Genomic DNA, 16074 nt, shown 5'->3' with positions numbered 1-16074 from the left:
ACTCTAAACAAATAGCCCAACAGCAGATGCTGTTGGGCTACTTTAACACAACGAATTTGCGTAGGCATATTCTTTTAAAAGCCAATAGACTTTTTAAAAGATAACACCTTATGAAAAAATTTAATACTTACTCTTTTCTATTCTGTAGGTTTTCTTTTCTGTGTACTCTCTACCAAACATGTCTTTTACTCTTACTTCGACCGTATGCTCACCAACTCCAATATTGAAAGGCAATTTAGCACTCCATAGATGTGATGAGTTTATTGGATTTGAAGGTTTTCTACCTCCAAGTAGTTCATCTGTCAAGTCATATTTTTGTACTTCTGCATAAAAGGCTGGATCTACCCCATTCTCTTTATTCATTTTCTTCCATTGTCCTTCATTGACTCTGTACTCCACTTGATCGCGCTCTGTTCCCATAAAGACATTAGCATAAACACGATAGTTACCTGCTCTTTTGTCTGCCATAACCTTTGGCATGAACAATTCCATTTTGTAATCTTCAGATTCTCCAGAAACCTTATAATCCAGTGCATACTCATTCCCTTTTACAACTAAAGTAGCATACCCTCTTGGCGTACCATCTCTCATGGTAGAAGCAGGAACCCCTAACTCGTTAAACTCTCCAGAATACCAATCTCCAGAAGTAGTTCCAACATTGTATTCGTGAATCGGCTTAACTCCTGACCATCCATGCTCCTTGGTATAGAATTGGTGCATTTGATAATGCGTATGAGCAGATAATACCAAAATATTCTCATGACCACTTAACACATCTAACAACTCTTGTCTTGACTCTTGATCAAAGTGCTTTTCGCCTCCGATAAACAAAGGGATGTGTAAAGAGATAACAACAAGTTTATCCTTGTCTACGTACTTTAAATTATTCTTGACAAACGCTATTTGATCTTTTCTAAAACCTCCTAAATATCCTTTCTTCTTGATAGGGTGTGGGTATAGAATATCGTCTAATACGATAAAGTGTGCTTCTCCATAATTAAAAGCATAGTTTGCTGGTCCGAAGTTTTTCTCGAAAGTTTCGTCAGAGTATATATCTTCTGTTGCCTCATAGTTCATATCGTGATTCCCCATCACGTTGTACCACGGTAAGCCCACTTGCTTCATCACATCCTTATAAGGCGTATGCAAGTCTAACTTATCCCCCACTAAATCTCCTAAGCTAATCCCAAATGATATTCCATCTGTTTTGTGTTTCACCTCATCGACAATTGCCTTTTTGAAATAATCCAATTCTTGTAAACTATAAGGTTGTGGATCTCCAAAAACAAAAGCTTTAAAATCAGCAGACTCCTCTTGTGGTATCATGGCAAAATTAACCTCTTTTGGCAATTTTCCCGTTGGAGCCACCCCTTCGTACTGAGTACCTTTAGGCGATCCTTTCGGCTTATGAGTTACATAGGTTTTCGGTAAATTATACTGATCAACAGCTGTAGTGTATTGACTTGGTTTAATCACAAATATTTGGTTATCGCCTGTTAAAGGTAATTCGTAAAACCCCTTATGATCTGTTTGTACAACATCAACTCCGTTTGATACACTAACGCCCGAAAGTACTTCCTCTTTTCTTTCTTTTTTGCCATTTTGATTTTTGTCTACAAATACATACCCTTTTACGCTATTTTGTCCTACTGCAACAACTGCAGTCAATACAAAAGCAAGAGTGTAAAATCTTTTTTTCATCGTTTTATTGGTTTATAAGAGTAATGATAGCTTGTATATCTATTCTTCATATTCTAAAATTAGATAGTACAAAACCACTACTGAATCATTACACAAAAGTAAATATGCAATATTAACTGACTTTTACCCTATTGTTAAGATTAGAGGGCGTATATTAAATTACGATGATTTAACAGGATGAGATATGAAAAGAGCAAGACAATACTTCAATACACCATAAAAAAATAAAAGCTCTAAGTGATTTAGAGCTTTTATAAGGAAACAACATATAACTTAATAGAAATTGATTCTATAATAGTTCAAATTAAAAAAGAGTAAGGTCTTATAAGATGTAGACAAACTCAAATAGATATAAACGAAAGAGTTAAGTATTTACCTCTTATTCATTTATCACTTTACAAAAGTAGACAAAGCTCTTAGGCTCTGCTAATTTTTTTCCTTAAAAAGTCTATAAAAATGATGAACTAATGTCTTTTTGCGAATATGTAGAAATAGATGTTAATCTCTATTTTAAATGATAGCCTTTTTTGATAATATTTTTTTGTTAGTCCTTAATTTTTTAAAGTATAATTCGCTTTCTTTTTTCGAAATATTCCATATTTGGTACTTTTTAGATATTTATTAAGATAATTAGGTACTTTTTATCTTATTTCATCTCCCTAATGGGTACAAAAAAAGGAGTTGCTAAATAATTCAGCAACTCCTTTAGGTTATTTCCTTACAAAGTAGATCCAAAGACCTAACTATGCATAATCAAGTGGTTAAATATCTAAAATAATAAATTCACTTCTTCTGTTCTCTTGATGTTGTGCTTTAGTACAAGGAACATTGTTCTTACACTTATTCACTAACTGTGATTCACCATATCCTTTACCAGATATTCTATCACTCTGAATACCTTGTTTAACCATCCAGCTGATTGTAGATTTGGCACGTCTATCTGATAGTTTCAAATTATAAGCATCGTTACCACGACTATCGGTATGCGAGCGAACATCTATTTTAAGTTGAGGGTACATTTGCAAGACTTCCACAACTTTTGCTAATTCAATTGCTGCATCAGGACGAATATTCGACTTGTCAAAATCAAAGTAAATTGGCTCTAATTTCAACTTCTTGAACAAGTCATCGTCTTTTTCAATCTTCTCCACAATCGGATCAAGTCCGATATTCACTTCATTAAAAGCGTCAAATTCACGGCCAAGTACTGTTGTAACTTCATTGGTGTTATATCCCTGTGCACTTGCTTTTAATCTAAACTTGAAGTTACACGGTAGTGATTCAGTGATATAAGCACCATTCTCATCTACGTTATACTGACCGATTTCTTTGTAGTTATTGTCATATAGAACAACAGTGGCAGTTGGGATAACAAAAGTTGTACTGTTATCAAATACCTTACCTCTGATTTGTTGTTTACAATCCACTACTTGAAAGAAGTAAATATCATCTCCACCCATACCAGCTTCTCTATTAGAAGAAATGAAACCTTTGCGGTTTTTATCATTGATAAAAAAGGCGAAGTCATCACCAGGACTATTAATTGGTGCTCCAACATTAACAACTTTAGACAGGCTACCATCTACGTTAATCTTAGCTTTATAAATATCCAATCCTCCAAGACCAGGGCGGCCATCTGAAGAAAAGTATAAGAAATTGTCATGAGATACAAACGGGAATGTTTCTCTTCCTTCTGTATTTATTTGACTTCCTAAATTAACAGGCTCACCAAATGAACCGTCATCGTTGATTGCAACTTTAAAAAGGTCAGATTGCCCAAGGCTCTCTTTTCTATCTGAGACAAAATACAAGAGCTTTTCATCAGGAGACAACGCAGGATGAGCTGTATTGAAATCATCTGAGTTGAATGGCAACTCCACTGCTTCAGACCACGTACCATCACTTAACCTACTTGCCTTGTATAATTTGAGTAAGATGCTGTACTGTTCATTGTGAACTTTCTTGCCTTTTTTGAAGTTATTACGCGTAAAGTACATGGTTTGCCCATCTTTAGTAAAAACAGCAGAAGCTTCGTTAACCTTTGTTTTGACAGATTTGTCAAATAACTCCGGTTCAGAAAACTCACCATTTTCGTTTACTTCGGAGAAGTATAGACTTGTAAAGGCCTCATTGGTCCATTTGTGTCTTTTTCCCTCTCTTGTACTTTCTGTATCTCTTGCCGAGGTAAATACAAGCTTATTGTCCAACAATGCTGACCCATAATCAGAGTACTCGCTATTGATTGGTAAAGGCTTCACGTCATATCGCTTAATAGTCGCGTTTATTTCATCAAGGTAAGTATCCTTATCAGCTATAAACAACTTTCCTCGACTATCCTCTTGCTCAATACGAGCAAATTCAGCCAAGTACTTGTCGGCACTCTCATAGTCTTCTATTGCTCTAAAAGTCTGTGCAAATCGGTAATAGTATTCAGACTCTAACTTTACTTGTTCTTGTTCTGCCAAGACAAATAAATCTTTATACCACTGATGAGCACCCTTTAGCTCTCCTTTAAAGTAATAAGCATCCCCCAGCTTAGAGAGTATATTTACATTTTTATATCCTTTCTCAACAATTCGCTCGTAAACCTCAATGGCATTTACATATTCGAACTGATCAAAAGTTTTGTCAGCCTTTCTCACTTTAGCTGTTTGCGCTTGGAGTCCGTAAACTCCAAACAAACAAACTGCAATAGAAAGTGCTCTTACTATCCTTTTTTTCATAATCTACTCTTTTTAGTTTTAGAAGAATCTCGGCGTATTGATACGCGTTCTTCTATTAAATAATTCAAACTTCAAGAATATTTCATGTGAACCTGAATTATAGTTGGCTAGCTTTGTTGTTTCTGCATCATAAGAATAACCTACAAACAGATTTTCATTCACTTGGAACCCTACAAGTCCACTTACTGCAGCATCCCAACGGTAAGCTGCTCCTAGAGTAAACTTATCCATGAACAAGAAATTCGCAGTCAAATCTACTTGCAGTGGAGCCCCTTCCACTACTTTTATAAGAGTTGCTGGTTTGAACTTCAAACTTGGGTTGAGTTCAAATACATATCCCCCCATTAAGTAAAAATGTGCTTTTTGACGTAGAGTAGTAAACTCATTGTCATCATAACGGTCTGTTGTTAAAAAGTTTGGAACAGAAATACCAACATAAGATTTATCAGAATAAAGGTAAACCCCTGCTCCAATATTTGGAGTAAACTCATTGTTGACATTGTCATTTACTTTGTCACTACCGTCAAATATTCTAAGCTTTGTAAAATCTACACTCATTAAATTAGCTGTGGTCTTTAATCCAAAAGCCAATTTATACTCATAGTTAATATCAATTGCATAAGATAAGTCAATCGAAATATTGTTCTCATCCATTGCCCCTAATCTGTCATTGGTAAAATTAACTCCTAATCCCATACCTGATTCACCAATAGGTGTGTTGGCAGAAACACTTGCTGTCTTTGGTGCCCCCTCCATACCTACCCACTGGGTTCTGTAGTGTCCGAAGATATTCAGTGTCCCTCTGCTCCCGGCATAAGCAGGGTTTATCTGTGAGGGATTATACATATACTGTGTAAATTGAGGATCTTGTTGAGCTGTAGCTACCTGTGCGCTACCTACCAAGACAAGTCCCAATAAACTATTCTTTAATAATGCTTTATAATTCATTTTGAATTTATTCTATTAGTTAGTCTCCAAATGTAAGTAACCCGCTTTCTTAATAGTACGAGATCCTTTGTCATCCTTGTATTCATAAGTAATTACATAGTAATAAGTTCCCGTAGGTAAACTCTCACCTTTACTAATAGTTCCACGTCCATCTGACTTTCCAACAAATACATTTCCTCGAGAGTTATAATTTGTCGTTTCATACACCCTCACTCCCCAACGGTTGAATATCTCAACTGTATTATTTGGAAAACGCTCTATATTGTCAATTCGAAAGAAATCGTTTTTGCCATCTCCATTAGCAGATACAAGATTGTAGATCACGACATCCCCGTCCAACAGCCAATCTTTATTAACTGTAGCCAGTGTAAAGAAACCATATCCTTTCACAGAAGTTGGAGTAGAAATACTCTTAGTATCTACATCTACTATTCCGCCTTCGTCAACCCAGATCTGAAGCTTTTCATCCCATCTCACGATGTGTAATTCCCTTACAGGATCTTTCAACAGTTCAGCTGGCGTGGTGCGCTCATCCCAAGTCAAAGTCAAGATGATATCACTTTCTGTATTTGAAGTACGATCAATCAGCCAGTATTCTTTCGTATTTAATTCTTCTATTACACCAGCAGTATTAGCTCTTGCTTTAAAGAAAGGTGCATCATCAAAAGAATACTTACTTACAAATAAATCTTTCTCCTTTTCGGGAGCTGAAATAATTGCCTTTCGATAAAAGCCTTGATCTCCAATTGGGAAAATAAACTCATTGTCTCCCTCTTTATCCACTTGCCCTTGAATATGACTATTATCTTTAGTCAAAGAAGCAGCTGCACCTTTAAGAAAGGTAACTGATCCTTTCGCTTCATCCACATGGGCTATCCCCTCGTTAAAAGTCATTTGGCCAACTACCACAACTGGACTTTGGATATCGAAAGCTTTCTGCTCTGTGGGATTTACCAACTCTAAATTATTAAACGTAGTAATAGAATTTCCGCTTAATATCTGTACTTTCTTGCCTTTCAAAAGTGTGGTTCCTTCTGGAGTATTGCCCTTGTAATCAAAAAATGCCCCATTGTTTATCAAATTATCCTCAAGGATAAGTGTTCCGTTGTTTCTAAAATTAGCATTGTCAACATTCTCAAATACATACTTTGATGATACTAAAGAACCTGAGCTAATATAGAGATCTCCTTTGTTGACTGTCTGTGCATGAACTCCTGCATAAGACAAAGCAAAAGCCATTAAAAGTGCTCTATAATCTTTCATACTATTTCACTTTTAAATTACTTAACTGAGAATACGATATTCATGATCGAGGTAGGAGTTCCATTTGATAAAATTCTATACTGCATGATCCCCTCATTACTGATATTTACAATCTCAAAAACAGTTGGATCGTAATCAGTAACATAGTAATCTAACTGATCAGCACTATGAAAATAAGGAATGCTTTCAGGAGCACCATCATTTTTAAATGTTCGTGATTTATCTTTCATACCGAACTGATTTACATACTCTTGATATAGATTCACTTCTTTCACTGTCGCAGGATCAGTGATAATACTCGTATCAAAAACAATAGAAGGCATATAGAAGAACTTCACAGCTTTGTTATCTGTAGTTACCATTTGTTGCCATTTTAAACCATCATTATAGTAAAAACCTGGAACTACATCATTCTGTTTTTTAGTATTATAGACAGTCATCCCTTCAACATGTGCGTTTAAAGGAGTTGCTTCTGTTGTTTTGGTTAATTCCACACGAGGTAATAAAAGGCCTTTATTTATTGCATCTAATTCTAATACTGCATTAGTGTTTACATCTGGATTAGAGTTACCTACAACACCTATTTTAGTCTGTGCAAAACCAGCTGTTGCCAAAAGGGCAAGAGTTATACTTAAATATATTTTTTTCATAATTGTGAATTTGTTTTAAATAAAGGGAGGAGCTTATTTGTGGCTTGTACTCCTCCCCTTTTCAGAAAAGATTAATTGATTGTTGTTTGTTGTTTGATCTTTATTATTTTACCTCTTTACCAAGGTATTCTACTACTACTTCATAAGTATCTTTTGGTAAAGCTGTATAGATATTTCCTACACCGATATTAAAGTCAATCTTAGTACCCTTTACTTCCACGTCTTTTGTAGATTCAGTAACTAACACACCTCCTTTTAGTACCTTGATAGATAACACACCATTGATAGCGTTATCACCTGTAGCATTAGCTAATTCTACACCTGTAGTTTTAGCAGAATCACCATTGGTTGTAGTACTTCCTTTAGCTAATAATACTTGACGACCATTATAGATATTCCCAGTGAATACGATATCTCCTTCGTTTGTGATATTATCTCCTAAAGCTTGTTTAATTATCTCTTTATAATCGTTGATAATCTTTAATAAGAATGAAGCTGGTAATTCAATAGGAGTCTTCTCTTCTTTACCATTTACAATTTTCATTGTATAGAATACTAAATCAGTATCAGTATCTTTAATCTTACCAAAATATACGTTACCACCTTGGTTTAAGATATTAGTCAATGCATTCTTCACTTCTTCATTGTTGTTAATAGAAGAGATGATATCAGCCGTCATATTGATGAATTGCTCACCTTTATCTTCATTGTTATACTTATAGAAGATTTCTCCTTTCTTAACATTAGCTTCTATTGGTGCTCCTGCAGCTGCATAAGCTTCTAATTTACCATTATCTATTGCTTCTGTTCTTAAGATATTAGTCTTAGTTTCTACTGAAGCAACCAGATCTGTTAAGTTAATTGTTGTATACTCTCCTTTAGTTTCATCCCAATACTGTAATACCCAGTTTGGTTTATTAGGGTCTGTACTAATGTTTTTGTAGATAACATTACCTTCAGAGAACTGAGTGATGTACTGTAAGTACTCTTCTACAGAATTAAAAGTCATATCTTTTCCTCCTACTTGGACAGTGATATTTCCATTCGTAGTTAAAATCTCCTCGATATTATTAATCACTCCACCTACTACGTCTACATGAATAGCTCCTGCTGGAACAGCAGTCCATTTAGTCACATCTAATTCTCCTCCTCCTACAATGTATGCTTCAGATAAGTAATATTGTTTCTTATTATAAGTAACAATAGTAGTTTTAGACTCCGTTTCTGCTACTAAATCACGTAAAACAATAGTCTCATATTTTCCATTAGCTTTGTCGTAGTATTGGAATACCCAATTAGGGTTAGTAGTATCTCCTAAGTTTTTATAGATTACATTACCATCAGCAGATTGAGAGATATATTGTAAGTACTCTTCTACAGTTGTGAAAGTCTTGTCTCCTTCTTTTGTAGTAACAGTAATTTTAGTTGGTGCTTCTAAGATTTCTTTGAAGTTGTTTACTACAGTTCCTTTTACATCAATCTCAATAGCTCCTTTTGTACTTCTATCTAACTTATCAAGTATATCTTTAATCTTATTAGGATCAGTTTCTGTACCAATAGCTTCGACAATCGTTTTCTCGTTGAAATATACATAACCAGTTATTTTACCATTTTCCTTAATCTCTTTAAAGAAAGTATTCGTTTCTTTTCCTTGGATCATCTTTAGTAAGTCGATCTTTTTAGTAATGTATTCTTTAGTTGTAGCATCATATACTACCTCATACATATCTCCTGTCGTATTATCATATACAATTGTAGTATGTCCTGGTTTAGTAGGATCAGAATTATCAGGATTAGATGGCAAAATGTAGTTAACAACAGCTTGTAGGTTCTTAACGTCATTTGTGATAGTAGTGATATTATCTCCTAAGTTTTCTACCACTGTATTTAATTCAGTTTTACCAATGATTCTATTCCATTTAGCACCATCCCAGTAGTAAAAACCTTTAGGCATAGAAGTAGATTCTACATTGTTATACACCAGTAAACTCTCTTGTTGAGAACCTGTAATAGGAGCAAATACACTCTCTGCTGTAAGAGTAACACGAGGAATTAAGATACCTTTATTTCCTGATTTAGCTACGATGTCTAATTCTGCAGAAGTAGCAGGGTCCGGCGTACCGATCCCTACTTGTGCATTTGCAAAATATGTTGTTCCTAATAATGCTGCTAATAATGTGATTCTTTTCATCTTTTGTTATATATAAATATTGTTGTTTCTAATTATTTAATTTTTGTTGTGATGTTCAGGTTTGTCTTAACTGAACAGTTTCTCGTATCAAGCTTAATTGGAATACGTCTACCAACAGGGCACCCATTTCTAAATGTTTGAATGTAAACTACCTTGTAGAACTCTCCTGTTCCGTAGCCTTTATCATCCAACTCTTCATGTTGTTCTAAGTCTTTAGGTAATCTAAAAGTAAATTGATTTACAGATACATTCTTTTCATTTGTAACTATATCTACTTTACCTACTATAGGTTGATCTGGTTTATTCGGATCAAGCTGTCTTTCATTAGTAAACATTTGATACTCAGTACAAGTATCTATAGCTAAGATTATTAAATCTCCTTGTTCACATACCTCTTTAGTATCCTCATTCACATCAAATCCATTACCTAAATCCATTTTAGGAGCTACACTTACTTCATAGATTTTGGTAAAGTTCCCAAGTACTCCCACAACGTTACCATAAGAAATTTTTACTCGATCAAAAGGTTCATTTGTTTCTTTAATTATCATCTTATACTTATTCTTATAACCTAAGCCTAATAATTTAAGATCTAAAAACTTCACTCCATTTGTACCGTCAAGTTCAGGTCCAACTTTCTTATCTCCTAAGTATCTCTGGATTGTATATCCTTTAATTAGTTCGAGACTTAGTATTGGATTACCAGGTACTTCAGTTACAATATGCAGTTCATCTCCTGGCATTGCCTGCTGCTTAAATACTACAGTTAAAGTAGCAGCATTCAATACTGCAACACCCCTACTGATTGTCGCGTGAGAATTAGGATCGTTATCTACAGCATTCCAAGGATTAACAACTGAGGCAGTAGCACTTGCTACTCCAAGACCTAAGTCTTGTACTCCATGCAATACGTCTAACACAGATGGATGTACCCCATTAGATACAGGCTCGCAATATCCCTGTGGGAACGAAGCTACTGGCTTATCGTAATAAACACCATATATCTTAGCCAACTGCGCTACTCCTACTAAAGCACCTAACGAAATCTGTACTCCATAGTACTCTTGTGGTCCATTCTTATCAGATGGTACAAACGTGTATTCTACCACATTGTCACCTGTTAATAGATCTAATAATCCTCCTGCAACAGGTTTTATTGTACCGATACGTTTTCCGCTTTTTGTTAAGCCCACTACTGACATACCTCCTGCAACAACTAATCCACTGTATTCCTTACCTAACTTAATCGTTACTGGAGTTCCTGCTTTTACAGGATGGTCAAAATAGATATTCTGCCAGGTTGTTCCTAACCCAAGTAGTGCTACTGTAGTCGATATAGTCGAATGCGTTGTTGGGTCTCCATCTACTGCTTTCTCTTTATTAGCGACAAATCCTGCTAAAGTAGTATACCATGTAGTATTCATGTCTGTACCATCTGCAGCTTTGCCTCCGCGTGCATACACCCTTTCTAATGTAGGTGGACATAGTGAATCATCTAAAACAGTAACAAGTAAATTCTCATAACCTTCACATCCATTTAATTCACTAAACACAGTCAATGTATAATTACCTGAAGCATTGAACTCAACCTGATTTCCTTGTACAAGTTTGTTGTTTTGATCTAACCAGTATATACCATTTCCGTTTGTCTGAACTTTAGGCAACTGCAAAATAGCCTTACCGCTATCATCAAGTTTAACAGTTACACGTTGACTTCCATCAATAGCTATAGTTGGCCCATCTTTCTCTATAACCTCAAATACATCAGATCTCTTTGAAATAGCTTTATCTTTGGTGATAATTACTGTGTAATTACCAGGAGTTTCTGTTTCTAGAGTGCGCTCAGTTCCAAGGTTTGGATTATCTGTATTATCCTCGTTCTCTTGTGAACTTGGTGTAATAGCGTTTCCGTTAAAGTACCACTGATAAGTATCTCCTTCTTCTTTTACTTTAAGTGTGATTGAAGTTCCTTTACAGATTTCATTGTTCAAACTTTCTACTCCCTCGTCATCTACTGATACAATTGTTGGTTTGTCTAACGTACTATCTGAAGTTACTTTAATCACAGTCCCTGGCGCCTTAGTTCCATCAGGTTGTGTTGGATTCGCATTATCAATTGGAGGATAAGAAGGATAGAATACTTCCTTACCCACTTCTTGTCCTGCCTCACCTACGTAAGCGATATTCTTAATTTCCACAATCCCTTTCAAACTTGCATTTACATTTACTTTAAAAGTAAATGTAGTAGTTGCTCCTGGGGCTAAACTTCCTTTATGACTGAAGATAACTTCACCATTATTGTATGTTCCCTCAACACTTGATTCATAACTTACTCCTTCTGGCATTTTATCTTTTACAATAAAATCTGCAATTGGAGTAGTTCCTTCATTGCGAACATGGATAGTATATTCTACTACTTCTCCCCCTTTTACTGCGTTGATTGTAGCATCATTATTTACTTTATATGATTTCCAAGAAACTAACGATTGGTTAGGGTTAACAATCCTACATGTACGTGCAACATCATACAAATGCAAACTTGCACCTACACTTACACCTACTAAGGATTTCATTCCTATAGAAATACGATCATAAGCAGCTTTTGGTCTAAAAGGTAATTCTACCATCTGATTGTTAGTCAACAGATCTAAAACATTGATTCCATTGATTAACCCATTAGCACTTGATAATGCATCTACTTCTTTCTCTCCTTTGTAAGCTTTAATCTCTAAAGCACCTATTAAATCAACATTTACTTGACCACCTTGAGTTTTAAACTTAATCAAGGTTTCTTCACCCGCTTTTGCATCACTATTAAAGTAAATGTATTGTCTAACTGCTCCTGCAATATTTAATGTACCTGAAGATATCTCTGAATAACTTGTCGTATTATCATCAATTGCACGCTCTGGATATTTCACGCCTGCACCGGATAAATCTTTAACATCAAGGGCTAAACCACTATATTCATAAGAAGTAGCAAATGAAGGCACACAAGAGTTAGTATCACTTTCATAACACATACTATACACATTCATAGTATTTGGCTTAGCTAATAAACCTAACTGACTATTAGTCTTGTCAGTTAATCTAACTGATTTATAAGGTACAGTAGGAGTAATCGCTAAATAAGTACGTCCTAATTTATCTGTTACTACTCTGATAGTACCTGCACCTTTAGCTGAGTTATTACTCACATTGCTTTTTCCGTCAAGAATTACTTTTTCTGCAGCATTCTTTACTTCAACTTCGAAGAAATGATCTCCTAACACAAGTCCATTTACTAAACCATTCACTACATTACCTAAGCTTCCACCTAATAATGCATTTAATAGTTTCTCATCAAAGTCAAAACGTACATAAGATGTAGTATTAGCAGCTACCTCTTTTTCATATCCCAATTCGATATGACCTGAATATTTATCTCCTAAGCCTAATAATAATCCTGCTCCAGAATTTATAGTTGCATAAGCATCAAAATTATCACTGAAGATATTATCAATATCATCTACATTAGAGGCGCTGATTACTGTAGTAGCACATACAGGCTTTATAAATGGTGATACTGTAGTAGTTTCAGGACAAGTAGAGCTTACTCTTTTCACATCATACAAACGAATTGAAGGGGTAACTGAAACACTAAGTACTGTTGTTACTTGAATATCAACTCTATCAAATACTTTTCTAGTATCAAATGAAAGTGTCTGAACACCACCTGATTTAAATAAATCTAGTAGATTAAGGCTATTAATGAGACCTTGTTGTAAGGTAAATGACTCCTGTTCTTCGCCTCCTAGTGAAGTAACTATTTTATATCCTCCTAATAAGTCTAAAGATAAAAGAGAGCTAGGATCTAACTGTAGTCTTACTTTTAACTCATCTCCTACTTGAGAAGGTTGATTAAAATAAACTGTTTGTTTAACTAAACCTCCTACTGATAATAGACCATTACTTATTTCTGAATAATTTGATGAGTTACCACTAATAGCATGATAAGGATTCTTCACCCCTGCCTTACCTAAATCAGATACACTTAATGAGATACCTTTTTGATCATAAGAAGTAAACTGAGCAGGAAAACATAGATCTGTTCCAATATCAGTACACATATTATACACTTTAAGTGTACGATTCTCTCCTGTAGGCAACAAACTACTTACACTATTCGATACAACAATACTTTGATAAGCTTGACTTGGAGTAACTGCTAAATAATATCTACCAATATTATCTTGTACTAATTTAACTACTCCATTTGCAGTTCCTTCAAATTGATTTGAACTTGAACTTTTTAAAACAGAGGTACCAGCAGCATTATATGCTTCTACTTTAAAAATATGATTTCCTAATAGTAGCCCTCCCAAATCTGCAACTAACTTACCTAAAGTCCCTCCTAAAAGAGCATTAAGCATATCTTTATCTGCATCAATACGAATATAAGATGTTTTATTAGCAGGTACTGCTTTATCATATTTCATATGGATACTACCACTTTGAGGCCCTGAAACTAATAGATTTCCATTAAAAGCAGTCAATGTAGTATAAGTCTCATTATTTCCATCTACAGCATTAAAAGGAAAATCCACATTCTTAAAATCTTCTAAACTTGTTGAACATAAAGCTACATCAAAAGGTTGTTCAGTAGCTTCTGGAATCGCAACTAATGGATTCTTACAAGTAGTACCATCAAAACGTTCTACATCATAAATACGTACAGAACTTCCTAATAAATCAACACCAACAGGTGCTTTAAGGCGAACTTCTAATCGGTCAAATGCCTTACCAGGTGCTACAGTAATATCAACAGCCTTACCACTCTTAATTAAGTTTAAAAGATTTAAATCTGTAATAAGGCCACCTGATAAAGATTTTTGATAAACTGGTGCTGTACTTTTACCATGATAAGCTAATACCTCTACTCCACCTAATAGATTTAAATCTAATACTCCAGTACTCCCTACAGCTAATCTAATATTAACAGTAGCTTTCTCATCTGATGTAGTTGGAAAATAGAATATCTGAGACATTGAACCTCCAACCTTTACACTCAATAGACTTCCTTTATTCAATGTAGAATAAGTGCTTTTATCACTATCTATAGCATAATTTAGCTTTGGATCTTTAGCTGCTAAAACATCTAAATCAAGTCCTGATCCGTCAAAAGATGTAAAAATAGGTTTACCACAATCTGCTCCCGTTTCATCATAAGTAAAAGCATGGAATACATCAAGTTTTTTAATAACACCTAATCCTAATAAACCTCCAGTCTTATTTTGAAGTTTTATACGATCATATTTCTTAGTTGGTGTTATGGCTAAGTAATAATAGTTATCCTTGTCTTTAACAACGTTAATAGTTCCTACATCTGTTTTAAAAGCCAATGTACTACTACCAAATAGAACTGGTTGTTGACCAAGTCCTACTGTTATATCAAATTCTTGGTTACCTGTTAATACAGCTCCTAAAACTCCTGATAAAAGTTCTCCTAAGCTCCCACCTAATAATCCTTCCAGTAATCTTCCATCTGGCTGAAGTCTCACATAAGAAGTTTGATTTGCTTCTAATGTCTTAGGAAAGACTAATTCTATAAATGACGTATATGCTCCTAAATCTACAGCTTGACCAGGCGAGGCCACTAAACGAGCATGGTTATTATCAAATTTATTTACGTTCTCAGGATTCTCTACCACTGGTTTTGAGCCACCAAGAATTCCAAGATCTGTTTTGTCATACTCTCCTAATTTAGCGTCTACACGAGCTTGCCCATAAGACTGTACTAAAGGAACGAACAGGATGAGCAAAAGCAGTAACCTCTTCCATAGAGAAAAAGTAGTTTTTTGTTTCATTTGTTGTTTGTTAAAATTATGTTTGATTGATTTCCCCTATTCAATCCTGGATCAAATAGAGTGTATACCCAAAGAATATGGAGTGTAGATAGAGAATAACATTACGGAGTGTTTGAGTTTGAGTTTGTAATGTGATTCTAAAAATAGTTTTCGTTCTACGATGTCAACTTAAACTACTGTATAGAAACAACAATGTCCTACCTATAGCCAATATGGGTACACAGTGTTTACGTTAAGTTTTGAGTTTAGATAAATTTGCCATACTAACTTTATTAATTCATATTCAGTCATTGCTCCCCACTAATTTGCCCAGGGTAAGCCATGCTATTATACTATGCTTTACATCGCGTCGCAACTGCATTCAATATTGAAAATACAGTGCAACAAAGAAGCTTAAATTTGCCTCTATAAATAATTTCGTTTCGTTAGTTGGTTATGGTGTTGGAATACTATCTCGATCATCCCTCTCTCCGTATTACCTAAGAAATCCTCTACAAGAAGTACTCCAGAAATTACAAGCCAAAAGCAATTGATTTAGGTGTTATAGAAAACAATTGTATTAGATGTAATTTTCAACTTCAAAAATACTCCTTCCCTATAGGGTGTAACCTATACTAAAGAATGGTTTTTCTGTTAAAACAAGGTTACAAAAGTCAATTAACAATTAGCAGAAACGAACTAACCCTTTTATGGCAATGTGAGAACAATACACATAACCCTTTAGTTTTCAATATATTAAGCAGTTAAAAAAG

7 protein-coding genes are annotated in these 16074 nt (G+C 34.8%); all 7 read right to left on the bottom strand.

Features of this window, described 5'->3' with window-relative positions; all coding sequences use genetic code 11:
* Positions 1-120: 120 nt before the first annotated feature.
* The 7 genes from NWE55_RS14335 to NWE55_RS14305 all read right to left on the bottom strand — a co-directional run bounded on the left by NWE55_RS14335 (position 121) and on the right by NWE55_RS14305 (position 15322).
* Positions 121-1701 carry a calcineurin-like phosphoesterase C-terminal domain-containing protein gene (locus NWE55_RS14335; protein WP_258204311.1) on the bottom strand — a complete coding sequence of 527 codons (1581 nt, stop codon included), beginning with the start codon at positions 1699-1701 and terminating at the stop codon, positions 121-123.
* Between the two features lie 761 nt (positions 1702-2462).
* Positions 2463-4424, bottom strand: a complete 1962-nt coding sequence (locus NWE55_RS14330) for an OmpA family protein (protein WP_160338902.1) — start codon at positions 4422-4424, stop codon at positions 2463-2465.
* An 18-nt stretch (positions 4425-4442) separates the two neighbouring features.
* Entirely contained in the window at positions 4443-5372 is a 930-nt protein-coding gene (locus NWE55_RS14325) for a PorP/SprF family type IX secretion system membrane protein (protein WP_258204310.1), read from the bottom strand.
* Between the two features lie 15 nt (positions 5373-5387).
* Positions 5388-6635, bottom strand: a complete 1248-nt coding sequence (locus NWE55_RS14320) for a T9SS type B sorting domain-containing protein (protein WP_155091706.1) — start codon at positions 6633-6635, stop codon at positions 5388-5390.
* Positions 6636-6652: 17 nt separating this feature from the next.
* Positions 6653-7285, bottom strand: coding sequence for a phage tail-like protein (locus NWE55_RS14315; RefSeq protein WP_155091705.1), 633 nt, complete (start codon positions 7283-7285; stop codon positions 6653-6655).
* A gap of 103 nt (positions 7286-7388) precedes the next feature.
* Positions 7389-9476 carry a phage tail-like protein gene (locus NWE55_RS14310; RefSeq protein WP_258204309.1) on the bottom strand — a complete coding sequence of 696 codons (2088 nt, stop codon included), beginning with the start codon at positions 9474-9476 and terminating at the stop codon, positions 7389-7391.
* Between the two features lie 32 nt (positions 9477-9508).
* Positions 9509-15322 (bottom strand): DUF11 domain-containing protein, encoded by a 5814-nt coding sequence (locus NWE55_RS14305; protein ID WP_258204308.1) that lies wholly within the window; start codon positions 15320-15322, stop codon positions 9509-9511.
* Positions 15323-16074: the final 752 nt, after the last annotated feature.

The organism is Myroides albus (assembly GCF_024722315.1).
GTDB lineage: Bacteria > Bacteroidota > Bacteroidia > Flavobacteriales > Flavobacteriaceae > Flavobacterium > Flavobacterium album_A.
Note: the sequence above shows the minus strand (reverse complement) of the source record. Positions and strands in the feature narration are given on the sequence as shown.

Coding starts and splice junctions, on each gene's coding strand:
- NWE55_RS14335 (WP_258204311.1), bottom strand. CDS start 1,701: ATGAAAAAAAGATTTTACACTCTTGCTTTTGTATTGACTGCAGTTGTT.
- NWE55_RS14330 (WP_160338902.1), bottom strand. CDS start 4,424: ATGAAAAAAAGGATAGTAAGAGCACTTTCTATTGCAGTTTGTTTGTTT.
- NWE55_RS14325 (WP_258204310.1), bottom strand. CDS start 5,372: ATGAATTATAAAGCATTATTAAAGAATAGTTTATTGGGACTTGTCTTG.
- NWE55_RS14320 (WP_155091706.1), bottom strand. CDS start 6,635: ATGAAAGATTATAGAGCACTTTTAATGGCTTTTGCTTTGTCTTATGCA.
- NWE55_RS14315 (WP_155091705.1), bottom strand. CDS start 7,285: ATGAAAAAAATATATTTAAGTATAACTCTTGCCCTTTTGGCAACAGCT.
- NWE55_RS14310 (WP_258204309.1), bottom strand. CDS start 9,476: ATGAAAAGAATCACATTATTAGCAGCATTATTAGGAACAACATATTTT.
- NWE55_RS14305 (WP_258204308.1), bottom strand. CDS start 15,322: ATGAAACAAAAAACTACTTTTTCTCTATGGAAGAGGTTACTGCTTTTG.